General features: G+C 45.4%; 33 protein-coding genes. 23 read left to right on the plus strand and 10 right to left on the minus strand.

Annotated features, from left to right (window positions below):
* Nucleotides 1-247 precede the first annotated feature (247 nt).
* Nucleotides 248-796 carry a hypothetical protein gene (locus V6C93_RS04965; protein ID WP_333475544.1) on the minus strand — a complete coding sequence of 183 codons (549 nt, stop codon included), beginning with the start codon at nucleotides 794-796 and terminating at the stop codon, nucleotides 248-250.
* Entirely contained in the window at nucleotides 787-1,212 is a 426-nt protein-coding gene (locus V6C93_RS04970; RefSeq protein ID WP_333475545.1) for a hypothetical protein, read from the minus strand. The genes V6C93_RS04965 and V6C93_RS04970 overlap by 10 nt, the downstream gene beginning before the upstream one ends.
* 443 nt (nucleotides 1,213-1,655) lie before the next feature.
* Between V6C93_RS04970 and V6C93_RS04975 the strand changes: the two genes are divergently transcribed.
* Complete coding sequence (locus V6C93_RS04975; RefSeq protein WP_333475546.1) at nucleotides 1,656-2,225, plus strand: hypothetical protein; 570 nt, start codon at nucleotides 1,656-1,658, stop codon at nucleotides 2,223-2,225.
* A 129-nt stretch (nucleotides 2,226-2,354) separates the two neighbouring features.
* Here V6C93_RS04975 and V6C93_RS04980 read toward each other — a convergent pair whose 3' ends face one another.
* Entirely contained in the window at nucleotides 2,355-2,636 is a 282-nt protein-coding gene (locus tag V6C93_RS04980; RefSeq protein WP_333475547.1) for a hypothetical protein, read from the minus strand.
* A gap of 451 nt (nucleotides 2,637-3,087) precedes the next feature.
* Between V6C93_RS04980 and V6C93_RS04985 the strand changes: the two genes are divergently transcribed.
* The 10 genes from V6C93_RS04985 to V6C93_RS05030 all read left to right on the plus strand — a co-directional run bounded on the left by V6C93_RS04985 (nucleotide 3,088) and on the right by V6C93_RS05030 (nucleotide 9,249).
* Nucleotides 3,088-3,510, plus strand: a complete 423-nt coding sequence (locus V6C93_RS04985; protein ID WP_333475548.1) for a hypothetical protein — start codon at nucleotides 3,088-3,090, stop codon at nucleotides 3,508-3,510.
* A gap of 1 nt (nucleotide 3,511) precedes the next feature.
* Complete coding sequence (locus V6C93_RS04990; RefSeq protein ID WP_333475549.1) at nucleotides 3,512-4,078, plus strand: hypothetical protein; 567 nt, start codon at nucleotides 3,512-3,514, stop codon at nucleotides 4,076-4,078.
* Between the two features lie 13 nt (nucleotides 4,079-4,091).
* On the plus strand, nucleotides 4,092-4,751 hold the full coding sequence (locus tag V6C93_RS04995) for a hypothetical protein (RefSeq protein WP_333475550.1): 660 nt from the start codon (nucleotides 4,092-4,094) through the stop codon (nucleotides 4,749-4,751).
* 267 nt (nucleotides 4,752-5,018) lie between these two features.
* On the plus strand, nucleotides 5,019-5,198 hold the full coding sequence (locus V6C93_RS05000) for a hypothetical protein (RefSeq protein WP_333475551.1): 180 nt from the start codon (nucleotides 5,019-5,021) through the stop codon (nucleotides 5,196-5,198).
* Nucleotides 5,195-5,383, plus strand: coding sequence for a hypothetical protein (locus V6C93_RS05005; RefSeq protein ID WP_333475552.1), 189 nt, complete (start codon nucleotides 5,195-5,197; stop codon nucleotides 5,381-5,383). The genes V6C93_RS05000 and V6C93_RS05005 overlap by 4 nt, the downstream gene beginning before the upstream one ends.
* Nucleotides 5,384-5,592: 209 nt before the next feature.
* A complete protein-coding gene (locus tag V6C93_RS05010; RefSeq protein ID WP_333475553.1) occupies nucleotides 5,593-6,435 on the plus strand; it encodes a ParA family protein in 843 nt (280 codons plus the stop codon).
* Between the two features lie 2 nt (nucleotides 6,436-6,437).
* Nucleotides 6,438-7,559 (plus strand): ParB/RepB/Spo0J family partition protein, encoded by a 1,122-nt coding sequence (locus V6C93_RS05015; RefSeq protein WP_333475554.1) that lies wholly within the window; start codon nucleotides 6,438-6,440, stop codon nucleotides 7,557-7,559.
* Between the two features lie 3 nt (nucleotides 7,560-7,562).
* Nucleotides 7,563-7,712: a hypothetical protein gene (locus tag V6C93_RS05020; protein WP_333475555.1), complete on the plus strand. Its 150-nt coding sequence runs from the start codon at nucleotides 7,563-7,565 to the stop codon at nucleotides 7,710-7,712.
* Nucleotides 7,713-7,799: 87 nt separating this feature from the next.
* Nucleotides 7,800-8,549 (plus strand): hypothetical protein, encoded by a 750-nt coding sequence (locus V6C93_RS05025; protein ID WP_333475556.1) that lies wholly within the window; start codon nucleotides 7,800-7,802, stop codon nucleotides 8,547-8,549.
* A gap of 274 nt (nucleotides 8,550-8,823) precedes the next feature.
* On the plus strand, nucleotides 8,824-9,249 hold the full coding sequence (locus V6C93_RS05030; RefSeq protein WP_333475557.1) for a hypothetical protein: 426 nt from the start codon (nucleotides 8,824-8,826) through the stop codon (nucleotides 9,247-9,249).
* Between the two features lie 301 nt (nucleotides 9,250-9,550).
* Here the strand turns inward: V6C93_RS05030 and V6C93_RS05035 are convergent, their stop codons facing one another.
* Nucleotides 9,551-10,735: an MFS transporter gene (locus V6C93_RS05035; RefSeq protein WP_333475558.1), complete on the minus strand. Its 1,185-nt coding sequence runs from the start codon at nucleotides 10,733-10,735 to the stop codon at nucleotides 9,551-9,553.
* 218 nt (nucleotides 10,736-10,953) lie between these two features.
* Between V6C93_RS05035 and V6C93_RS05040 the strand changes: the two genes are divergently transcribed.
* The 5 genes from V6C93_RS05040 (at nucleotide 10,954) to V6C93_RS05060 (ending at nucleotide 14,141) form a co-directional block, all read left to right on the plus strand.
* A complete protein-coding gene (locus V6C93_RS05040; RefSeq protein WP_333475559.1) occupies nucleotides 10,954-11,355 on the plus strand; it encodes a hypothetical protein in 402 nt (133 codons plus the stop codon).
* A gap of 378 nt (nucleotides 11,356-11,733) precedes the next feature.
* Nucleotides 11,734-12,141 carry a hypothetical protein gene (locus V6C93_RS05045; RefSeq protein ID WP_333475560.1) on the plus strand — a complete coding sequence of 136 codons (408 nt, stop codon included), beginning with the start codon at nucleotides 11,734-11,736 and terminating at the stop codon, nucleotides 12,139-12,141.
* A 332-nt stretch (nucleotides 12,142-12,473) separates the two neighbouring features.
* On the plus strand, nucleotides 12,474-12,734 hold the full coding sequence (locus V6C93_RS05050; protein WP_333475561.1) for a hypothetical protein: 261 nt from the start codon (nucleotides 12,474-12,476) through the stop codon (nucleotides 12,732-12,734).
* 341 nt (nucleotides 12,735-13,075) lie between these two features.
* Complete coding sequence (locus tag V6C93_RS05055) at nucleotides 13,076-13,393, plus strand: hypothetical protein (protein ID WP_333475562.1); 318 nt, start codon at nucleotides 13,076-13,078, stop codon at nucleotides 13,391-13,393.
* 364 nt (nucleotides 13,394-13,757) lie between these two features.
* The gene (locus V6C93_RS05060; protein ID WP_333475563.1) at nucleotides 13,758-14,141 is read left to right on the plus strand and encodes a hypothetical protein; all 384 of its coding nucleotides are present in this window, start codon (nucleotides 13,758-13,760) and stop codon (nucleotides 14,139-14,141) included.
* Nucleotides 14,142-14,693: 552 nt separating this feature from the next.
* On the opposite strand, the gene V6C93_RS05065 is transcribed toward V6C93_RS05060, so the two are convergent.
* From V6C93_RS05065 to V6C93_RS05090, 6 genes are all read right to left on the minus strand, one after another.
* Nucleotides 14,694-15,779, minus strand: coding sequence for a hypothetical protein (locus V6C93_RS05065; RefSeq protein WP_333475564.1), 1,086 nt, complete (start codon nucleotides 15,777-15,779; stop codon nucleotides 14,694-14,696).
* 99 nt (nucleotides 15,780-15,878) lie between these two features.
* Nucleotides 15,879-16,637: a DUF6753 family protein gene (locus tag V6C93_RS05070; RefSeq protein WP_333475565.1), complete on the minus strand. Its 759-nt coding sequence runs from the start codon at nucleotides 16,635-16,637 to the stop codon at nucleotides 15,879-15,881.
* A 182-nt stretch (nucleotides 16,638-16,819) separates the two neighbouring features.
* On the minus strand, nucleotides 16,820-17,665 hold the full coding sequence (locus V6C93_RS05075; protein WP_333475566.1) for a mobilization protein: 846 nt from the start codon (nucleotides 17,663-17,665) through the stop codon (nucleotides 16,820-16,822).
* Nucleotides 17,666-17,668: 3 nt separating this feature from the next.
* Entirely contained in the window at nucleotides 17,669-18,673 is a 1,005-nt protein-coding gene (locus V6C93_RS05080; protein ID WP_333475567.1) for a hypothetical protein, read from the minus strand.
* 80 nt (nucleotides 18,674-18,753) lie between these two features.
* Complete coding sequence (locus V6C93_RS05085) at nucleotides 18,754-19,212, minus strand: hypothetical protein (protein ID WP_333475568.1); 459 nt, start codon at nucleotides 19,210-19,212, stop codon at nucleotides 18,754-18,756.
* Complete coding sequence (locus tag V6C93_RS05090; RefSeq protein WP_333475569.1) at nucleotides 19,205-20,362, minus strand: ParM/StbA family protein; 1,158 nt, start codon at nucleotides 20,360-20,362, stop codon at nucleotides 19,205-19,207. Before V6C93_RS05090 ends, V6C93_RS05085 begins: the two co-directional genes overlap by 8 nt.
* A 770-nt stretch (nucleotides 20,363-21,132) precedes the next feature.
* Here V6C93_RS05090 and V6C93_RS05095 point away from each other — a divergent pair.
* The 7 genes from V6C93_RS05095 to V6C93_RS38715 all read left to right on the plus strand — a co-directional run.
* Complete coding sequence (locus V6C93_RS05095; RefSeq protein ID WP_333475570.1) at nucleotides 21,133-21,267, plus strand: hypothetical protein; 135 nt, start codon at nucleotides 21,133-21,135, stop codon at nucleotides 21,265-21,267.
* Nucleotides 21,264-21,560 carry a hypothetical protein gene (locus V6C93_RS05100; protein WP_333475571.1) on the plus strand — a complete coding sequence of 99 codons (297 nt, stop codon included), beginning with the start codon at nucleotides 21,264-21,266 and terminating at the stop codon, nucleotides 21,558-21,560. Before V6C93_RS05095 ends, V6C93_RS05100 begins: the two co-directional genes overlap by 4 nt.
* Nucleotides 21,544-21,735, plus strand: coding sequence for a hypothetical protein (locus V6C93_RS05105; protein WP_333475572.1), 192 nt, complete (start codon nucleotides 21,544-21,546; stop codon nucleotides 21,733-21,735). The genes V6C93_RS05100 and V6C93_RS05105 overlap by 17 nt, the downstream gene beginning before the upstream one ends.
* 22 nt (nucleotides 21,736-21,757) lie before the next feature.
* Nucleotides 21,758-22,198: a hypothetical protein gene (locus tag V6C93_RS05110; RefSeq protein WP_333475573.1), complete on the plus strand. Its 441-nt coding sequence runs from the start codon at nucleotides 21,758-21,760 to the stop codon at nucleotides 22,196-22,198.
* An 89-nt stretch (nucleotides 22,199-22,287) separates the two neighbouring features.
* Nucleotides 22,288-22,680, plus strand: coding sequence for a hypothetical protein (locus tag V6C93_RS05115; RefSeq protein WP_333475574.1), 393 nt, complete (start codon nucleotides 22,288-22,290; stop codon nucleotides 22,678-22,680).
* Nucleotides 22,655-23,080, plus strand: coding sequence for a hypothetical protein (locus V6C93_RS05120; RefSeq protein ID WP_333475575.1), 426 nt, complete (start codon nucleotides 22,655-22,657; stop codon nucleotides 23,078-23,080). Before V6C93_RS05115 ends, V6C93_RS05120 begins: the two co-directional genes overlap by 26 nt.
* A gap of 1 nt (nucleotide 23,081) precedes the next feature.
* A partial coding sequence (locus V6C93_RS38715) for a plasmid mobilization protein (RefSeq protein WP_414644153.1) occupies nucleotides 23,082-23,219 on the plus strand: 138 nt, incomplete at its 3' end.

Consider the following 23,219-nt stretch of genomic DNA (forward strand, 5'->3'; position numbering starts at 1 on the left):
CAAAATGAAGGATAGCGGAGAAATCCGGGTCAGCATCATATCGAATTCGTAACACTTGTGGTCAGCCTTGAGAGATTGGAGAAATTTCTTCCTATCTCAATCACTGTAAGGCTTTCGGGTTTCGCACCGGAAACTAGTCTAAACTCCAGATTAGTCAGACAAAAACGCTCGCCCCTCCAATTGCAAAAAATTACTGCCTTACACCTGTGCGCTATATCAGGAGCCGTCAGGCAACACTGCACTGCTATCAATATCTTTGGTAGCTTCCACCGCCCCCCTCTTTCCACAACCACAACGAAGATGGTGCTTCAAAAACTTCCAGCTTCGGATTATCTGGTAAGGGACAAGCCGCTCCGGTGTAGTCAACATCCGTCGATTTTCTGACTACCTCAAACAGTTGTTCTAAGATAAAACCCAATAACTCAGAATCGGGATATCTGCTCCACGGGCAGTACCAGAACCATGAGTAGCCAAACGGCACAGTAACGGCTGAACTAGAGGCTGTAAAAATCAGTTGCAAGCTGGCTGTCTTGGGAAATGCTGAGGTATCCGGCTCTAAAATACAAGTTAGCGTCGGGGCTTGTACGCCTAGATGGTGCAACTCGCTAGTTATACGTTCCCAATAGGCGGTTGGCTCTACGCCACCAAGACTGGTTAGTGGAACGCTCCATCTGGGGTCGAACGGCGATCGCAACAGCAGAAAATTATTCAGGAACCGGACTAATAACTTGGCTGAACTAATCCGATACCCAGCTTCTGTCAGGGATGCACAGTGGTCTATGAACTTTAACTCCATAGCATCCTGCTCTTGATAATGCGGAAACGTTCCTCCCTTGTTGATTGTGGCACATCCAGACACGGGTGTTTAAATCTGAGAATGTCAGCCAGAATCCCAGCTTGGTTAGCTTCAGCCCAATAGGCAAACAGCTCTTCATTATTGGGGTCGCATTGCAACCAATAGGCGCACATGTCCATCGCTGCTTCCTGGCTACGACAGCGGACGGCTTCAACAAAATTATCTTTGGGATTACATCGGCAGGCAAAACACTCTTGCGGGGGCTGCTGTTCTATACCGGGCTGCTTTAGCCCTAATCCTTGCGCGTCTTTCCGGGAGGAGCCATTGCGAGATTCTCCCGGTGGCATTGGTCGATCGTCAGGCGGATCTTTCGGGATGTACGTACTAGCTGGTTTGGATTTTTTAATAATGCCCATAGCGGTAATAGTTCAAAAGCGATCGCGTCAATCGTCTTACCCTAGCTGGTATACCAGGGCTACGCTGACTAACCCTAATCGGTCTAAAAAAATAAAGCGTTTTGCTGGAACAAGACTATATAACGTTACAAACTTTAATCCCAATATTGACGAGACGCCAAATTCCACTTAAGTGGAATTTGACACGCACCCGCTTGTGCGTGTCCTGTTAACAGGACACACGGTAAATTAAATCAGATTAAGGTAGTAAACAATTATTAAAGGAAACATCAACTCATTCCCAGGCAAATGTCGAGTTGTCCGTTACTAGCAATTAGGAACAATCAGTTGGTGTGAGGCGAGAAGCGAGCGGTGAGATTGCGCCCTTGGAAGTTTATGGCGGGTTGCATGATAGCTAGCGCTAAAAAATTGTGAAAAAAAGCATACCAACCAGGAGCTTGGAAATGGATATTTCCGCAACCCTCAACGAAATATTACTGCCTCCCTTTCTATTATTAATTGTTTTCTGTATGATGTGCTGTCAGCTTCCACGTCATAGCGCAACAGTCTCCACAACAACAGAAAGTTCAGTAGAAACAGAACGAGGGACAGTTGAAACACTTCATGGCGACATAGAAGCCGAACAAGAATTCACCACCGCGATCGAGGCGTCATTATGTATAGAAGACTCAGTGGAAGACTTGGCACCTCCAAGTAGCGCGGAAAATGTGCCAGTGGAAAAAGCCACTTCATTGGCAGTCATGAAAACTGTAACGCCCGAACTGTATGCCCAGACAGTTGCTGTAATCGACAAACTAAATAAAGTCAGCGCTAGAAAACTTTGTAAACCACTCAAAATCCAGCAGAAGCGAAACGGCGTGGAGCTGACCAAGGAACTCATGCTAGCAAACATCAAACGAGTACTCAAAACAGAGCCAGAGCTGGTCATCTCTACAATTTCTGAAAAGCTCAACATTGACATTGTTGCGACAATGGAAGATAGTCTTGGCAATGAATCGATACAAATTGCCTAAGCTTTCGAGTGAATCATGGAAATTTCCCCCGTGTCAAACTCTTGGGGAGAGGGGGAAATTCCTTAATTAGGTACAAGAACATCGCGCAGAGCATAACAACGTCAAAAGTTAGCAATTCGGGAATATTAATCACACACAAAAACGTTCGATAGCACGGACGAGTATTCGCTGGCGAACTTCCGTGCTAACCGAACAAAGTAAGGTAAGAATCTGTTCCTCGACATCAAAAGAATCGGGAGACGTCAGGATAAATTGCTTGCTCCCTAGCGCCTCAATAAAAGCGGAAAAGGAATTGAACTCAAGTGACTCTGCCATCTTCTTTAAGTTTTCATGAGAGGTTGGAGTGAGCATACAGGAGAACTGCTTCTTAAGCTCGTCACCGACGATCGGCTGACCTTTGACACGAGGCATAGTGTTTTACGTTAAAACCTAACACAAGACAACATCGTTCCATCGTACAACGAAAAAATGTACAGGCTTTAAAAGCTTTCGTGGCAATAGATTAAAGCCTGTACATACAAAAAAGCCCCTAGAATCATAAAATAAAAATAGTAATTCCCCATTGACAAGGAATAAAACACTGTATAGTCTTTGAAAAGATAGATGGGTTTGACGCGATTGCGTGTAGCGCAGCGCTAATAGTGCGAGAGCGTTGCGAGTAATACAAATTGGGTTTGGCTTTGGCACAAATGAAACAAGTCTCTACTAGAAGCCGCCTAAAGGAATTGTGTCGGTCTTATACCCAATTGGTATAAAGCGTTTGCTGTACTCATGGTGCGAGAGCGTTACAGCACGAAGTGCAGCAGCAAAGGACAGATCGCGCCTGATTGACGTTCCAGCTAAATAGAAGTAGGAAAAAGCTGTGTTAAGGCTTAGAAGCAATTTTCAAGTCATCACGGGGTTGTCAGTTCTTGGAATAGCTGCGATCGCTTACCTTACCGGATCGAAAGCCAGTGGGGATTTTGAGATTTGGAGTCGGGTCGAGACGAACAAATCTGAAATAAGGCTATCCGGAGAACTGGAAAAAACAAAAGCTGAGGTGGCGAGAGAAATTGCCGACGCTTATCGGAAAAACCAGATAGGGAATTTCAACCAAATCGAAATAACCGATTACGTCTACAACTCGGCACCACCTATCTTGGATTGGAAGCACAACGTCGATCCCCATACGCTCACTATCGTTCTTGACAAATACAGAAGGTGCGTCGGGGTAACGCACAAAGGCGCGTATATTCACGCCTACACATACCCAGACGTTTGCCAAGAGAGTGCATCAACAAACTAAAATGTGGGCGAAAAATTGGAAATTTTTGGGAAATGGAATTATCCGCCTTTTTTCCCTCGGGGCGCAAGCAATAAAGTATTTAACAAGTCCTCCTGGCAATTTGATTATCTTTAGCTTGGCAACAGTTTACTTTGCACTAATTAGCGTGGAAAGTTACTGGTTGGCTGTGGATAAAATGAACCAGGCGTTTGTCCCAAAACCCTTTATCAACGATGGAGCCGATCCGAAACACCTCGGGTTAGCTGTTGGGTCAATAACTTTTTGGACATCGGTAATGCTCTCGTTGTTCGTGCAGAGCATCCAAGCCTTTGCGATCAGAGAAGTAAGAAAAGAGATTCAGCAAAACATCGATGCCTCCTCAAAATCAGCGGCACTGCGGGGAGCCGCCATCATCGCCACCTATGTAATTGACGGACGAATCGGACTAGCTAGTTATCTAGTTTTTGGAATAGAAACAACGCGCATTTTGGTGAATCTAGTGTGGTTGATTCTTGACGTAATGGGTACGGAAATTGGCTTGAATTTCTTCGACCATGCCTACGAAAAAGCCGCGCAAGAGTTAAAGTAAGAAGGGCTTGAAAATGCAATTGTTTAGTCTTTGTTCATCAGTTTCAGGAGTTCATGGCATAACACAACCCGATTCATTCGGTGTCCTGCTAGAACAAGGAAAAATCAGCGAAGCTTTACAACTCAGGTTGCTGGTCATCGAAAGGGAAGCGCAACACTACAGAGTCGATCTAGAGCAAGCAAAAATTACATCAGCTTTGGTATCCAGCGTTGGGTGGGTGCTGTCTGCAAATCCCTTAATCGCCCTGATCGCCGGGGGTGGAATGCTCGGTTACTGCTATGTGGTGGCCCGTGACTTGCTATTTACAGGGCAGCTATGCCCACTTCCTCTGACGCGAATAAACTGCTGGGATCTGATAGCAGCCGTAGGTAGGTTAGGAGTTCCCCAAGGCTCCAAAACGAAACAGGGGAACGTAGACCCCTTGGCTCATGTAATTACTTACGTGGAGCAAAACCTGGCTCACGAATACAGATTGATAATGGCGGTCGAAGGGGAATTGGCAGGATACTTATTCCAGTTAAAAAAAGAAGCGCGGTTGTTTGCCTACAAGCACATCTTGAGGCACACTTACCTACGCCAAAGCCTCCAGCTCCCGGCGCTTGATGACATTGAAAAAAGCGTGTATGGAAATGGATTTGCCCCGGCGCTTCCTTCCATCGAACTGACCCCCTAGCGTCTTGACTCACCGGCTTGCAACGGGCATTTCTCAAAGCAAAGCAAGGAGTCTAGACCCCACTGTCTTTTATAAAGCAATCGCTGCGGAATGGCACTTCAAGGGTAGCCATGCGTATCAATGTCGCCTGAGTTTGGACTTAACAAGAGCGCTCTACGCGGAGAGTGCGTATGCCAATATCGCCCTTGATTAAAGCTCTTGGCAAGTACTTAAGGATAGCTAATACCAACGACTTTCATTCATTCACAAGTAAGGAACTTTAAACTCATGGAGAACCTAGCCTATCTTCATTTGGTACTAGCCAGCGAACAGCCAGAAGGCGAACAGCAGACGAGCGAACAAGCCTCAGTTGGAGGCAACGTCGGAGCGAGTTGGGATGCCGCCGGATGGGACGAAATCTTTGACAGTTTAAACCAAGAAGAAGAGGAAGAGGAGATTGAAGAATGAATCGAATTTTCAAACACATCCACACGGCTGAAGTTGTCGAGGTGCCAGAAATACGTCCAGGCGTGCTGAATTTCAAGGGCTGTATCGTCGAAGTGTCTGAAATTTCTCTACACAACTGGGAGGAGTGTGAAAGCGACCCAGGCTATCGCGGACTCCCGCCAGAAGAGGAAAAGTCTCTTGACTGAAGCCCCAAGCGGCACTCGCTCCTGATAATCGTGAAGTTTCTCACGACAGCGTACTGACAGGGCTTGGATGTCGAATTTCAAAATCCGACAAAGACTCAAGACTTGGATGTCGGATTTCAAAATCTGACAAATTCTCTTTTAATTAGGGCATCGTTCGTGGCATAGTGAAGTCTAACTAATCACATTGTCTTTTAAGGATTGCTACTTCTGTGTCAAACCCTTCATACTATACACAGCCAAGGATTGCGATCGTCAGCAATGCAGGAGGAAGCGGCAAAACAACACTTGCCACGCACCTTGCTTACGAAATAGCAAAACGGAAAATTGGATCGCGTCCTTGTTCCGTTGCATTAATCGATCTAGATCCACAAGGCTCACTTTCACTGTTTTGCGGAATTGAAAAGCCATCGGAGCCGGAAGCTTCAACGTCAGGTGTTTTGAGTGATAGCTTCTCAGGGTCTTGGCCGCTAGTTTCTTGCTGGAGCGAAAAACAATTGAAGGTTGATGTGTGTCAAAGCTTGCAGCAGCCCCTGCTCAAACGTGCTGATGAGTTAGTGAGCCATCCAAGGGGACCATATATGCTAGCAGATAAGTTCAACGACTACCCGCTGCCACACGACGTGGTCATCTTAGACTGCCCAGCTACTTTGGGACGGCTTAACCTCGTAGCGCTTGGAGCCTGCACTCACGTAATTATCCCAATTCAACTAGAACCCAAAAGTGCCAGTGGTGCGGCTGAGTTGCTGGAGTTCTACTTTATCGAGTGTCGGCGGTTGCGGCTCGATCCCTACCCGCCAGTACTGGGGATAGTCCCTAACCAATACCGAGCGAATCAAGCCATCCACAAAAACATTTTGGAGCAGCTACCAGGGGTTATAAAGAATCTGAACTTGGGAAGCGCGAGCTGTTATCCCCCAATTCGTTTCTCTTACGAATTTAGCAATGCTAGTGCTCTTGGACTGCCTTTACAGCTGTACCGCAAGAATCATCCTGCCTGCAATGACTTTGCAAAAATTGCGGTAGATGTAGCTAAGTTGATTGGAGCGAAGTGAAGATGAAGGGCAAATCAGTAAACCTTGCTGGAATGTACGCCAAAGCGCAAGAGTTGTCGGAAACTGAGTCACAAATTCAAAAGCTCCAAGCTGAAGTAGAGCGGCTTAGAGCCTCCTCGAACCCGGAACTAGAGGCACAACTTGACCAATTGCGCTCTTCGCTTGCTTCAACGAATGGCACTCAAGAATTTAGCTTGGATGCCATTCGCCCCAATCCCGAACAACCCCGGAAAACCTTCGCAACAGAAAGCATCCGAGGGATGGCACTTTCTTTAACCAAAGATGGGCAGCTAACTCCTGTTATCTTGATGAGTGCTGTTGACACGCCTGATTTATTCGATCTATTTGATGGAGAACGCCGTTGGCGGGCAGCGCGTGAGCTGGGATGGAAAACAATACAAGGCATCACCATGCCGCGTCCTTCTGACCTTCATCGGAAGGCGCTGTTAACAACCCTTCACCGGGAAGACCTCAATCCATTAGACAAAGCCGAAGCTTTATTGAAGGAAATTACATCTCAAACAGAGATAAGTGCTGACGATGTAACGAGGATTCTTTCTACAGTCATCAAACGGCTGGAGCGCCAAAAGAAAACGGGTAAACTTTCTCTTCTCACCGGGGCATCAGATGAAGAGACTTGCGCCGCACTGACTTCCTTAGAGGTAAACGACCAGGAGCAGAAAATTCTCTTGGTACTTCTAGGACTGGGGTTAAATCCAGCTTCGGTGTTAAGCAATGACTTTCGGGTACTGTCACTGTTCCCAGATTTAAAGGAGGCAATCCAAAACTCCAATCTAAAAAGCACCCACGCGCTGGTGTTGCAGCGGTTATCCCCAAGTAAACTCAAAAAAACTGATGCAGCAGCTGCCAAAATTAGGGGCAAGGCAACCGAAGACGTACTCACCAAAGACTTGTCAGTAAGCGAGACAAAGGAGCTAGTTGGAACCCTTATTGAGAAGCACGCCCCGAAAACACAACAAGCTTTTCAGGGGAAGACAACGGCCACAATCGTACAAGGTCTTAAGAAGCTTGTCGTTTCAAACATCAATCGTGACGAGCTTCAACATTTCCGCACCGAATTAATGAATAAACTGGCTGAGGTAGAAGCAGCGCTTGGAGATTAACGCATGGCGTCAAGCCTTTTCTCCTCAACTCTTATGCAAGCGATGTGGAACGGGCGTAACCTCCGAAAGGTTATCCCTGCTGAAGTAGAGGCTCGTCGGCACTTTGTATTGGGGGTGCGAGAGATTCTCGACTTGAGGCTTAACCCTCCCTAGCGAAGGTAGTCACCGATCCAGTAAACCGGATCGGTAATGCTCTCTAATTGCGAGAACGGTGAAATGTATTCTTTAGGGAAAAGACGAATGGGACGAGCATCAAAACTTAAAGCGAGGAGAAAAAAAGCCAAACAAGAGGCTCACGACAATACAGAATTTATTCGCTTGACTCAACGCATTTACCAAGAAGCTAATGCACTGAATCCTCAAAGCTACACCCTTTCAAAAGGAGCCTATTCCATCTATCAAGAACACCTTGACCCTCTGTTGCCAAGAATTGCTCTGACACTCCATATCATCAACTCCTTAGTAGAAGGGAAAATCCCTAGCCAAGAGATTCCTGATACAACAATGGAGAAGGCGCTCTTGATTGCACCGGAGTATGCGAAAAATTGTCGGAGAATGCAACTGTTATTTGGCAAAGATCTTAGCTTTTGGTCACTCGCCAATCTTGCCGTAGACTTGGAGAATCCTCCAATCAACTCGCCATCCTTGTTCTCTAGCCAAATGACACAGACAGTTGAGCCGCAAACTCCTGAAGATTATTGGGAAATTCTGCAAATGGTTCCTCGAGATATTTTGTTAAATGCGCTCAACTTCTCTCAACAAAACTGTCACCGTCCTCTCCCTGACAACTTGTTGAATCATCCTTGGGCTAGCGTTCGCTCAAAAATTGAATTAATTTGGAACCCAACAACAAGAGAATGGTTAAACAACTTCCTTGATTCTTTTGCCAATATGGCTCCTCCTGACCAACATTGGTCGGAGTCGTATCGTTTTCAAGTTGCATCCAAGTTGGCAACAGCCATCAAGATGTTTCTAGATGATGAACTATAACTGTCAGAATTAGCGAGGAGGAGTTCTGTAAGCTTCACATCCCGCTGATCTTTGTTTTTAAATTCTGGATCAAAGGCAATCTACCTTTCGATTGGAATCAGCAGTAGGTCGCGTTTGGTATAAAGTTTTTGAGTTCAGTTTTCAAGTTGAGTTGGGCTTCCTCAACTTTGGCAATCCGTGCGGGGAGGTTAGTAACTCACCGTTCTCAGAGATCCCAAATGGACTCTATAGCTAACGCCAATCGGAAATCGATAAAATGATCCCCGATTGACAAATGACAAAACCACAACCCACAACCCGCCTGATAAATCTGCCAACGCGAATCGCCAAAATCGAACGCGAGTTACTGAGCATGAGAACCGAAATTAAGAAGCTTTATGAAAAACGCGATCGACTGGCACTGCCAATAGAACGCGTTGTCGTATTTGACTTAAGCCAGGAGTGCAAAAATAAAGAACAACGTGATGTGAGAAAGGCACAATTGTTACTCGAAGATGAAGAATATCAAGAGACTTTGAGACTTATTGGAGAACAAGAATTCAAGGTGGCTGAGACAGAAATTCAACTCAGGCAGCTAGAGCGGCAATACTCAACAGAAAAGTTAATTGCACGATGGGTGTTGGGTTTCCAGTACAGCACAATATCGCAAATGTTTGATATTGACGACGTAACTGTAAACAACGGAAGCGATTGCGTGTAAAAATTTAACGGCAATCTCTGTATAGGGAGAAGTATGGAGCGGGAAAACCTGCTCTTACTTTTTGCATATATGGGTAACCAACGTGTCTTGAACGCTTATCCACTTTTTTTAGCAAGATTGTACCGATTAGGAGTGCTTTCTTTTGTGCTTTTAAACCTGAGTTTGCCGCCTGTTCAAGTTTGTTTTTGCCACGACCGCCTCTGAAACTCTAAGATACAGGTTGATTCATCCTACCTGAACCAAAGCACTTGAAAGTTTGACTTTGCCGAAATACAAATTTTATAGTTTGGCTTTACCGAAATTATCCGTTCCACTTTTTCTGTCTACTGTAAGTCAGCACTAGCAAAATACTTACAGCGATCGCAAACAAACTACCCACGACAAACGTTGCTTGTGGATTGACCCATTGCCACAAAACTCCAGCCATTAAACTGGCAGGGAGCAGCGCCGCTCCAGTAACCAAGTTCACTAGACCAAAGGCAGTCCCCCGTAGCCTGACTGGAACATGGTCTGCAACAACTGCCAGAAGGACTCCCTTGCTCATTCCTAAATGCAAGCCATAGAGAGCAAACAGTACCCAGATTTGCCAGGACGTATTGGCAAAGGCAAAGCCCAAATAGACCAACGCGTAAAGGAAGAACCCACTCGCGAGTAATCCCAACCGTCCTATCCGATCTGATAAGACTCCAATAGGATAGGCGCTCAATGAATAGGTCAGGTTCATAACCACTAAAGACAACGGCACGATAGATATGGCAATACCGACTTGTTGAGATCGCAGGAGTAAAAACGCATCACTAGAATTTCCCAAATTAAACAGGAGGGCAACCCCAACCAACAGCCAATAATTTCTACCTAGGCTTTTTAGGTTATGCCACTGTAACGGGTTGCCTCGCAGTTGCTTGGGTTGAGATGGCTCCCGGACTCCAACGGTCAGCAGACTTACTGCCAGAATACCTGGAACCACGGCTACCCAAAATACTAGGCGGAAGTTTTGCCCTGATAACGCCATCAGTCCGGTGGCACTCAACGGTCCGAGGAATGCACCGATCGTATCCAGGGACTGTCGCAGCCCGTAAGCCGCACCCCGATATCTTACATCTGTGGTATCTGCAACGAGTGCATCGCGAGGTGCAACCCGAATTCCCTTACCAACACGGTCTGCAAACCTCGCCAGTAAGACCCATACAGGACTAGTTGCTATGGCAAAGAGTGGCTTAACTACTGTAGATAGCCCGTATCCAGCGATCGCTAGTTCCTTGCGTCGTCCCCAATAGTCACTAAGTGCGCCGGAAAAGATCTTTAGGATCGAAGCCGTTGATTCGGCAACCCCTTCAATAATGCCAACGATAGGGAGGCTTGTTCCTAAGGTAGTAACCAGAAACAGAGGCAAGACCGAATGAATCATCTCAGAGCTGATGTCAGTCAATAAGCTGACAAATCCTAAAATCCAGACATTCCGGGGCAGAGGCTGAAGTAGTTTCACTGAAACCTTGCTGGTAGGCTACACATTACAAATACCAGGATTTGACACTCCCCGCTCTCTCATAGACGGGGATTCTTTAGAGCATTTCTGCCCTAGTATCCTTAACGGCAAAGTCAAACTTTAAATCATATCTTTATACCTGTTGAATAGAAATTTTAAGAGAGGCTAGCGCCAATAAAGAGTGAAATAAATCTGTTCATCGAAAGGACTTATCAAACATGGCTACTAATAAAGCTAAAACCAAAGTCAACGTTGCTGAGATTGACGAACAATTTGGGGAATTCGCAGTTCCCAACTATAGCGAGTCAATTTATCCGAGTTTATTCCACGCCATTCGGGAAGTGCTAGGACTCAAGGCTCAGTACGCGCTGAAACAGAAGAATCAGAAGTTCGACTGGAAAGCGTTCAACCAGAAATTTACCGAGGTTATGGGCGATCCGAAAGACCACGAAACTCGGAAATATACTCTGGAACAACTGATTGAATACGGAACCGCAAAGACAGGTCATAGCGTAGAAGAGCTGCTGAAAATCAACCGCCAAAGCTGGGAACGCCGCAAGAAATGGCAGCAACAGAAGAATGGCGAGAATGAAACTCAGACCATCGATGACGAGTTCTAAAATCGTGTCAGCAAATGCCTAAAAGACTAGCCCGAAAGGGCTTAGTTTTTTTCATGAGGATGGCTAACGCTCTTCTGGATGAAGACCCATATTCCAGCGGCTTGGAAATAGCAGAATTTTTGGCAACCGATGTTGGTGAGCAACTCTTAGAAGACTTAGAATCGAGCGCTTCTTAAAAAGGAATTCCCCGCATAACAGCAAGCGTGATAGTGGTATAGCGATCCCTTCGGAGCAATCCGGAGGGTTGCTTTTTGCTATTACCTGACAATGGAGCGATGGAAGATTTTTTATTGATAAATACGGGTAAAAATACAGGTTTTATAAATGGCTAACGCCAGAAAAACATGAAAAAAATCTAACCTGAAGGGAGACATAATCATGAACCGTTTAGCCAATCAATCCAACACAGCTCCATTAATCATTACCCTGGAAAATCCGGGTGAAATCCATTACGTTTACTCTAATACAATTTCGCCCATTGGAATAGAGCTTGGGGAAATTGGACTAATGGCGACAATCACGTTTGTAGCTGCCAAAAAATGGTTTGTTCGCAAGAGCAAAAGTGTAGCAGATATCCATGTAACCCAAGAAATTGAAACTGACTATCCAAGAACATTCTCTTGTGCAAGATTCTACGAGCGGTTTGAAAAAGCAGACCCATTCGAGGGACAGTATGACCATTGGGTTATCGCCGAACCGCTCCCAAGAAAGAGCGCCAAAGACATGACCAGAGAAGAAATCTTGGCAGAAGCAGGAATTCCCCGCATAACAGCCAAGCGTTGGTGATATAGTGACCCCTTCGGAGCAATCCGAGGGGTTGCTTTTTTTAAAGAATTGTGTAGTAAAGGGGTTGCATTGAGTTTTGTCTCCTCTACCTAAAGAAGTATGCCATAGTTCCAAGCTGCGACTCTTCCATTGATGAACCCAGGAAAAAGCCACCTCTAACCCAATGCGTACATCAAAAGAGAGAGTCATCTATCTTTATACAGAACTTAATATGGGGCAAAGAACATCGGTACTACCCGATATTAGCCGCGATGATACTTAGTCCTGGGTGGAACGGCTAACGCCAAATGAATACGAGATAATTCACGATTCACTTCTTAGGAATAAAACCCATGTCAGCAACGCATACAACCGCCACCCTTGCCCCCACAACTAATGAGTTAAAGAAGCAAAGTTTTGCATTCTCGGAGTTGCCAATGTGGGCAATTATCCAGATTGACAGAACCTGTTATCGCAAACAGGACAACGACCTAAAAAGTGCTGGATTGATGGCACATAATATGAACGATGGTGGGTTCATTAAATGGTCGGAATTCCGACATAAAGAAGAACGATACGTCCAGGACGGATCGGTCTATATAATTGCTAAATAAGTAATAAAAAAGAATAAATTTGAAAAAAATGACGCTCCTACTGATAGGAGCGTCATAATTTTTGCTGTGGATATTTAGAAAAATAACCTTGCGGCTAATCAGATAAGCTAACGCTCGGATGAATGCGAAATTTATCGCGAGAAATCGTTATGTGCAACGCCGCAGAATTTGCATTCGACAGACTTATACGGCACGCAAATATCAACCCTGTAAGATTTGACTCTCTGACACTAATCAAAATAACAAAGCAACACCAAATAGGAAAAGTTCGCCTCAAATTAGCACTTCCTTACTTGGCGAAAGAGTACGGTCACAGCGTTAGAAAAGAAGATGGAAAGTACATGACTAAAATCAAGTGGGAAGATGTACCAGCTCGCGTGATTTTAGATTACGTGTTTGGGCTAGACCAAGTTTTTAACTGGCGGGGGCATCACATTGGAGTCGATGTGACGGCAAATCCCGAAACCGTCTATGACAAGCAAGGCAAATTAGCAGGGCTGCGAGTGCTGTGGCAGGCAATTGGCGTTGACAAAACAAGTGTCTTCTGGGTCAACGTTCCTGAAGACAGACCGCCAGAAATGCGAGTTGATGCTTTAGTGTCGAGCATAAGAAAAATCATTCGGGGCGAAGGCGAACAAGTAATTGAACTAAGTCTCTAATAAAGTTGAATCTTTATAGCGAGAGCCTTACTCGGCTCTCGTTAAACTTTTGCGTGGCATTTTTGTCGGCGAGAAAAGTTTAAATATTTCAACAAGAAGAACTGTCGTGTGGGAGCGCCGTTGTCTAACTAAAGAGGTAGGTTGCCTTGCGTCTTGACCTGAAGTGGCGCAAAAACTAACCAGGAGGTAGTCCTCTAACTTGAGGACTACCTCTAATGACCGAGAAAACTAATTGTCAAGAAAGTTTATGGTGCAAGTAGAAAATGAAAATTTTCGACTCTAAAACATCAACAGTAAATGGTGTTTTTAAAAAACTAGCGCCAAGAAGAAACGAAAACTATAAGGAACAATTGTAGTCAAAGCCATGAAAAATCGGAAGTTGAAAGTATTAGTTGTTGACCAAAACCAAACTTGCCTATGTGTTGCCTTAAGCATTGGGGAGCAGCTCGGCATTCAAGTAGAGAAGTTAGAACTTCCCAGCAGCTTGCCTCCGACTATTCGTAGAGTCAAGAGAGTAGCAGAAGACTTTGCGCTCCAGTTCTACAACTTATACCTCAAAGAACTTGTTGGCGAGTACGATTGTATCTTGCTCGACAGCGACTGGGTGGATGCGATCGGAGATGGATGCCGCTACTGTCTGGGAGCATTCAAGGTTCTAGAACAGCTTGGAATTGTCAAGTTAATTGAATGCCACGGAACGAACCGACCAACGTTCGCGCAAGCTCTCGAAAACCTAGCACTGTCTTGAGTCCTTTCCTCATGAGAAATCTGGGTTAAAGCTGCCGTTAAACATTCACTCTTCGCAACAAGAGAAAAACCCCTTAAAGAAGTCGAGTTCAAAGCATCTTAAAGATGCGCGACTATTCGTGTAAGTAGAACAACACTCAGGAGTTGACTTGTGTTAAAGTCAACCCCAATTTTTTTAATCTATAATACCCCCTCTTCGAGACATTCTCATGTTACTTAACGGCTAGCGCCAAAAATGCATGAAATCTAAGTGATGAAAACGAAAGATATGTATACCAGATTTGATTGTATGGCGGCTAAAGCACAAGCGGAAATCGACAAACAAAAGCATGGTGGACTGTTCCCAACTACACAGAAAAAACCTTATGGACAAACAATCCTAAGAGCAGACTTGCCAAAGCGACTAATCAAGCCCTGCTGAAACTAAGCGCCTTGAATAAATAAATAGTTCCTCCATGCTTTTCATGAGAGGAATTATTTTTTTATGTAGAAACCAGGCAATAAAAAGTTCCTATTCACAGTTGGTGGCGATCGCCACCAATTGCCTAAGATTTTATGTAGAGTTCTTTTCAGAGAGAAGAGACAAATAAGTATCTCGGTAGTTGGTTTTAGCCAACGCCCTAGCTTGTTTTTTGGTCCACTGCGGGATGGGTTGTAAGATAGGCTCACCAGCCAGGGGCTTGAGGAATTTATCAAGCCCAGTCACCTGAGCTACACAGGAGGCTATCTCGCGGCAGCAGCTCTTGGGGTAACGGACTACCTGCTCTTCAGCAAACCGGATGATAATCCAGTTGCCCTGGAGAAAAAACCCGTTGCGGTAGCGATCGTGATAGTCATCAATGCAGTGAGTGGGGCGTTTTTTCTTGAGGTCGAAGGGTTCGTCAATCTCAACGTCGATGTAAAGACCGATTTCTTCGAGGACAACGGCGAAATCGGTGCTAAAACTGCGGCCCTTCTCACTTTGGGGTATGGGAAATTCCAACTGTCGCTTGACGCGACCGGGAAAGTAGCGCTCCAAGACGGAGGCAAAGGCATCCTCGCTTCTGCCCACCGGGGCATCACTCGCGCCAATCGGTTGAAGAACCTGCCCGGACAAATTTACTTTTAGTTGTTCAAGATAATCTAATAGTCGTGCACGGGATAAGTGCCGCCCGTCTTCCGAGCTATTCTGTGCAGGTGACGTAGCTTGCTTAGACGAAGGGGTACGCTCGCGAGTTACCTCCAACTGTTCAACAATGGGTTGTTGAAGAGAGCTGCTGCCTTCAGTTTTAATGTCTCGTTTGGAAGGGCGTCCCATACCTGCTATAGCTACAGCTGCACCAAGCAACGACACCACCCGTATAGGTTGTTGGAGGTTTTGAGGAAATCGAGGAACTGCGGCATTCATTAATCCTAAAAGCCCGAAAACCAAGCTGGAACAGACGAGCCAACGGGTGAAATTGGGGGAAGTTGGGGAAACGATACTCTTATTTGGGGCTTTATGTGCGTGCAGGAGCACAGTTGTACGCACTGCATCCGAACCACCTTGGGTGAGCTTGGCTGATTCGTGGTCACGATCGAGCGGTTGGTAGCAGGGGAGAGGATGCTGGCGGCGAAAGTCAACAAGCAGTTTGGGATAAAGTATGACAGGGTAGCTCATAGGGAAATGGTGATAAGCGTCCCGTCGTCAAATTCCACTTGAATGGAATTTAACAACGTTCGGGTTGGGGGAAAGTGAATGACCACGATCGCTCTGGGGCTATTTAGAAGGTTTCAAACCTCGCTCTTGGGGAGGGCGAGTCCATAAAATGCAATAGCCGCCGTCTGCCTGGGATTTACCGAAGGTCAGTTTTACCCCCAAAGCCTTGGCATCCTTCTCGCAGACATCGAGGTAGTCGCGGTTCCACTCCATCAGTTGTTTGGCTTTCTTGCCTTCGGCGCTAGACGCCCAGTTCAGAGATGCTACATCCTCTGCCGTGAGGTTGCGAGTCCCCACATACCCCCCTTGCAAGTATGGGGGAACAGTCATGCCCATAAAGCAGCCAGCACCAAAGATAGCCGTAAGGATGCCTGCGGCAGGAAGAATCGACTTAAACAAGCGCCGAGATTCAGCTCGCTCAGCGTCCTTGAGAAATTTTTTGTGGCGCTCCTCTCCATCCTTGATGACCTTCTCAACCATCGCTTTTGATGCCTCAGCGATCGCTCTTTGCTGACGAAGGACAATCCCCTGCTCTACGCCAAGAAGACAAGAGGAAATTTCAGCGGCCCACTTATCGAAGATCTGCTTAGTCTGCTTATTGCCTTGGGCAAAAAGATCGCCCAGATCCTTGGGAGCATCAGTAAGCAACAGTTGGAGTTGTCCGGTTGCCAGCAGAAACAGAAACATCGGATCGTTAAAGTCCGTGATGCCGCAATAGCTGACTAACTGAAGAATCTTAGCTTTGTATTGTTCGTCACGCCCCTCCAAAAGCCGATCGAGCAGAGGGGATGACTTGTTGGTGTCAAGAGATTGAGTCATGAGGATACATGAAAAATTGGTACAAAAATTGTTAAAAAGCTCTTGGTCTACCCCCGTGCGGCAAAGCTTCAGGGGAAGCCTGTCACGAAAAGCTTTGCCGATACTTGAGGGCATTGGGTGAAAACACGCGGCGCTTCCTGACGGGCTTGCGTTAAGAGGGCGACTCCCGAGAGCAATCGCACTCAAAAGTCAACAGCGATAACGTAAGACTCCGTTTCAGGAACGGTAGGCGATTCAGGAAAAGTCGAAATATCCTGTTTGCTGTCAGTACGGTTAGGGGGTGAGTCGAATGATGGTGGTGGTACTGGGTCTACTGAATAAAACTGAATCAACGACAGAGCATCTAGAGCCTCGATGGACCTTTTGAAGTAGTCATAAACCCGCTTTTGAGAGAGCATCCGCAGCCCAGATGGAGACGATGGAGTAGAGCGAGTAGCCGCATTAAAAGTAAGATTTTTGGAGGCGAGCGTTTCAAATTCAAAACGAGCCAACGCGCCGATTTCTATTGTTGGAACGTCCAAGCCCCCAGATTCCACAAAGCGCGAATCGCTCTTGAGAAAGTCCCAATTTTGGCAAAAAGCCAAATTCTTAACCAAGACGTGCTTGACGTAAGAACCTCGGTAATCGACAAGGGAGCGAATGAATAAACTGATGCTGTCTTCCGTTCCAGTACAAACAAACCACTTGTAGATCTCCAAGGAAAGCTCGTCATCGAGGGAGAGAAGGTAATTTTTTTCCATCCACTCCCTAACCGAAAAATGGCTTTGAGCCGGGAGGTTAACGATGACAGGCTTAGATGCAGCTAAATGCATAAGCCGGTCAGCCTCGAACACCAGAGATTCCTTCTGGGAAAAGGTGAGACAAGAGGAAATCTCCGGGTAAAAGCGAGATACGTCGGGGTTAGTGGTGTCGGCGTCAACAACATGAACGAATGCACCCTTGAACAGGCAGTAATCAATTAACGTCCGACAGAAGAAAGACTTCCCGATGCCGCCTTTTTCACCATCAACAAAGTGAATTTGCAGCATGACCTAACATACCGTGACAGGTTGATTGGGCGTATCGCCTTTGTCCTTGGTCTTAGAGCGCTTGGAACCCTTGGAGGAAGATGAATCGCTCGAATCAGATGGGGTTTTGTCCTCAGTCGAAGAAGTGTCTCTGGCTGTTTCACTTTCGGAGGATTGCTCGTTCGCAACACCTTTGTTATCTGAAGACTCAGGGGGGTTTTCGGCTGCGTCGGAATTCGTATGACCGTCAAAAACTTCAAGTCCAATCAGGGGAATCAAATCGTTCTGTGGCTCGTCCCCAAACTCACCAAGGGGAAGAGCTTGAATTCTTGGAAGCTTAACTCCCTCGATCGCATCGAACACTAAATCGCGATAAATGCGAAGCCTGCGCTTGACCAGGCGATCCACCTTAGACTGATTGGAAATGGCTTCATCGAAAGAAAGCTGAGACACGACAATAACATCAGCATCGTTCCGATGAAGCGGATCTAGCTTCATAACAAGAACTTTGTTGCTTTTCAGGAACTCGCCAAAGTCAGCATTAGCGTCCCAGCGCTTCCAATTCGCTTCAAAACTCCCCGTCACACCCATGTTCTTGACGAGAATGTGCTTAATCTTCCCGGAAAGTGCCGTCACCGATTTTTTAAATAAATCAATGCTATCCGGCTCCCCAGTGCAGACAAACCATTTATAGATGAGCAGTTCTTCAAAGTCCACATCTACCAAGCCGTTGCGCTCGATCCAATCGTTAAGCGGAGCGTCAACCTGTGCGGGCAAATTGACAATAACGGGTAAGTTTTCAGACAGTTTGAAAATTTGGTCTACGTCGTAAGAGCGCTTGTCATCCTCGCTAAAGAAAATTTTTCGCTGGATGGAAGGATAATATCTACCCACATCGGGGTTAGACGAATCACTTTCAACCAAAATAATTTTTGCTTGGATTTTAGTAGTACAGTACTCGACCAATAGACGGCAAAACCAGGATTTACCCACGCCACCTTTTTCGCCGTGGACAAAATGAATCAGCATAGCGATCCTCGTAGTGTTATTTGAACTTGTGTAAAAATTGGAAAGGTGTAAGCTTTATGTTGTGAAGAGATTTACACCAATTACAAACCAGCTAGGTTAAAGTTTCGAGGAGTTATCCCCAGTTCGATTAAATCTCGATCCTCGTCAGATACCTCGTCCGAATCTGCGTTGCCATCGTATGGTTCTTGATCGTTGACCAAAGTTGCAGTATTTGTCACCCCAATAGCGGAAGCGTTCCCAAGAGTAGGGGAGACGCGGTAATAGCCGTAGTCAGCGGGGTCGATTCCAAACATCGAACACAATTCGTCAGCTCGGGCGTACAGGGCAATGACAGATTCTATGACTAGCTGCCTTAAGGGATTACCCTTTTTAAAGCCCTGATGCTTGGCAGCGATTGGCAACCAATAAGGATTGACCGCCTTAATAATCATTTGATTGGCACAGTGAAACGACCTAATATACTTCAGGACATGGCGATCGAGAGATGCAGAATCAGGACGAAACCGAAAAATGATGCTTTCAGGCGTCTTATTAGCCATTGACTGCTACTGCCTCCTGCTGTGTGGGAGACACAGAACACTCTCCTCTAGCAACGCGGACAAGAAAATATTCGTACATGGAATAAACATCACACAGTCTATTGCCCAGTTCAGAGGATGCAAGTGAAGGGGGTAGCTCAACTCCGTGCCAAACAATCTTTGAACTGGAAAAATGTTCCGACAGTTCGGGACGTAAGTATTCTGACGTACCACCGCACAACAGAACTTCGTCTACAAGTCTAGGTAACTCTTCTCTCAACCAACTTTTCAAGGAGAGCGAATACTGCTCTCTTGATGAAATAACGGCTTGGCGCAAAGCAGACAGTTCGTTTCGGCGTTGCACGTCCCCAACGGACATCAAACAGCGCGAGAGAATCTTAGGATCGGGAGGATCGCCACCTAGAGCGATCGCCTCAGCCAGTTGATTAACGTCTAACCCGCTGGTTTTCGCCTTGACGCTGTTAACCAATTGAATAAATCCCAGTTCGGATGTCGAACGCTTAATGACAGCGCCTCGTTGAACGACCAGAACCGATGCATTCCTGTAACCAACCATCAGGACGGCTAAGACTTTGTTCTTTTGAGCTGCCCAGTCCCAATTGGCAGTATGTACCAAATACACGCCGCCTCCTTCAGGTTTGCAGTCGTAGTGAGTCAAAGTCACCTTGAGAGTCCCGGTGGGAGTCTCAAATTCACGAAGCCCTTTTTTCAAAAGGTGCTGAAGGTTTTCGCCGTTTTTGTATTCGCCAGGGGGCAAAAGGATGCCAATGGAAGCCGTGAATTCATCTTTGAGTCCCAAAGAAGTAGCTGCTGCCCAAACAGCCGCCAAAACTTTGGGGAAAGCTCGCTCGTATTTGAGCTGAGTCAAACCCGGATTGCCAAAGAACTGCGTTCGCGCTAAGTACCCTAAAGCGTAATATTGATCCCCTACGCCAACCCATGCCCTGTCAGCAGGAGCTAAGGCAGACATTCCCATGCTTTGACGCTCGTAATTAGTGATTGCACTCTTGGGAAGCCCAATTGCCTCTGGCTCCATGCACAACACTTGCGGATTGCGATCGCGTCCCCGGAAAATTACTTTGGTTAGAGAGCCACCAAAATCTAGAACGATTACTAAATCTGGTAGTTTTGTTTTCGTTTTGCGTCCCACAGTTTTACGTCACAAAAAATTAATAAGACACCTTTTAAGTTGTGACACTGGCTTGACATCTGCCTGACAGTAGCGTGACACCGACTTGACAGTAAATGGGGTATAAAAAGCCATGACAAAACAAAGTAGCTTGCTATGCCGTGAAATTATTGAAAATAGCTCTCAATACCTGACTGATTTAAAGTGTCAAAGAAGTGTCAGAGAAATGTCAAGAAAATGTCAAGAGAGTGTCAGAAATTTGCTTGAAATCGCATAACAAATTCGTAGCATTTCATCGCCTGAAAGATCCATTGGTCTTAAGTTAGAGGAAGGATTTTTTCAACGACTGAAACCCTCATGGTTATAGGATTTTTAAGTCGTCCTCTAACTAAAGGAGTAGTCAACTTTTTGAAAAATGGTAGCGTAGCGATACCAAAAAATGGGTGTCTTCCTCTAACCCAAGATAGAGAAGAAATATGAAGAGAAGAAAACCAATTTTTTTGACTTCATTCCAAAGATAGATTTCAGCAAAAGTCCCTCCCCATCCCGAAAAAAGCTCGGTAGATTGAGGATATCGCGCTTGTAAAGGCACTCGGCTGACGGGAGCAAGCAATGTCGAGATATATATTTTTTGTGAAATCAGAGGTTATCTCGACATCGCTTGCCAAAGGGGTTTCCCCTTTGGAAACCCCTTTTAAAATGTTGAAGCAATTGCGTGAAACTGTAATTGCCACAAAGGTACACAAGTGAATCCTGCTGGTTGTAATTTTTGTACCGAAAGGAGACTGAACGTGAACAATGGAACCGTACTCTTACCTAAACAGGAAACCTTGAACCCGGAATACGTCAAAGTTGAAGCGATGGCGTACCGCTATGGGATGACATTGGAGCAGTATGCGATCGCAAGGTTGAAAAAGGACTCATGAAGCTAAAGGAACCAGTAGCAAAAGCCAAAAGAACACTAATTGAGATAAGTGAGCGGATTAACCTCGAAGGGTACATGATGCCTGATGGCTCGTACACACTCAACGCAACATCACTGGCTAAGGCAATCAGAAGCTGTGAAGAGATGTACAGAGAAAATAGGAGGTTGCAAGAACAAGTAAAAACCCTAAGCGAAGAAGCTCTAATCGCCTGGAAAAAAGTAGCAACCGTATACGAACAGATGAAGGCAGGAAAACGAGAATCCTTGTTGGTAACAAATGGAAACGGCTGGTGATGGTTCAACCCCAAGGAAAGAAGGACAGGTAGAAAACAGTGACAAGAAAGTAATACCGATGGATTGGATTAAGGATTTAGAAAAAGTTGTAAGGCAATTAAATACCGTTCAACGAACAGAAGATACTCCAAAGAAAGCACCGGAAGCGGAGCAAGAAAGTCCAAGAGAAGACTAAGAGAGAAGGGTAGCAAAATACAATGATACAACCGAAAAAAGTAACACTGCATTTTGGAAACCAGGAAATAAACATTCAAATAACCAGACTGGGAGAATGCTGGTGGAACCTAAAAGATTTGTGCGCCTCACTAGATGTAGAGTTACTAACTCTGAGAGAAAATCAAGATCGGCTAACGTCAGTAGCGAAGGCGTTAAAACTGGAAAGCAACGACATCAAGGAGGAAAAGGGGGAAGACGGAGAAACAGAAATAATGCTGAATTTCCCTGGATTGGAAAAATTAGTAGATTATGCAGGGGAAATTAGAACCGCAAATGATTTTTGCGAATGGATTGTTGAAACGGCATTTCCGTTGATATGGGAAAATCAGCAAGGTAAAAAAGAGGAGAACGAAGAAGAAACGCTAATTCTAGGAAAGCCTCAAAACCAGGAAAGTCTAGAGATAGGCTTAATAGCTGCCTAAAACCTAACAGCGATCGCACAACCTTTGTCTACAGCAGTAAAATCAAGTGTTTACCGTAAGAATACTCAATCATTAAAGTAGCATCTTCTATGAGCAACAAGGTAATAGAGCCGCCCCAGCAAGAAACACAAAAGCCGAAAGATAACTGCCTGACTTTGAAATTTAAAAACAACGAGGTAAGGATACTAGGAAAAATAACGTCTTTCTGGCTAGTGGCAAACGACGTTTACGCCATCCTAGTAAGAGAAGATCCGAATACAAAAGTAAGCATTGACGAGTTGATAGAAGCAGGAGTAGATGCGGACAACCTAAGTACATCAGAAATCGGGATAGTCGTCAATTTTATCGGACTAATATGTCTCGTTAGATGTGGGAAAAAGGTAAATGAGAGCAGAGCAATAGAGTTCAAAGAGTGGGTTTTTAAACAGATGTTTCCAAAAATTTGGAGTTGGACAAATGATAGGTGCGAAGCCAGCCATTGAACAAAAAGTGAGTAAAGGACAAGAAGAATTCGAGTTTGCCGGAAACTTTTTCTTAGTCCGAGTAGAGGGAGAAGAAGGGAGTTTAGAAAGGGCTTACAGAAGCCTAACAAGATTGGGCATAACATTGCCGATAGAAAGAGAAAGGTTATCAAAAACCAGAAGTCAGAGAGTCAACATCAGAATACTTTTTCACAACGGAGAAAATAACAGGGCAAACAACAAGTTTACAGAATGGGCAATAGAAAAGGTAATCCCCAAAGTTGAACAAATTCAGTCTAATCAAAGGATAAAGGAAAAAAGCCGAAACTTTAAAGAGAAGGAAGCGGAAACCACAGTAGAAATAAGTGCAGCAGGAAATAGGGGAAATACTCCAATAGCCGTATATAAAGGCAAAATCTGATGTGAGGAAAAAAACAAAGCAACACCTGCTATTGCTAGAGCCAGAACAGAAAAAGGAGTGGAAAAAGAAAGCGTCTCTAGCAGGAATGACTCTAAACAAGTACATCAGAAGCTGCGTGGAAAGGAGGCATACGACAGCA

The organism is Allocoleopsis sp. (genome assembly GCF_036703385.1).
Classification (GTDB): domain Bacteria; phylum Cyanobacteriota; class Cyanobacteriia; order Cyanobacteriales; family Coleofasciculaceae; genus Allocoleopsis.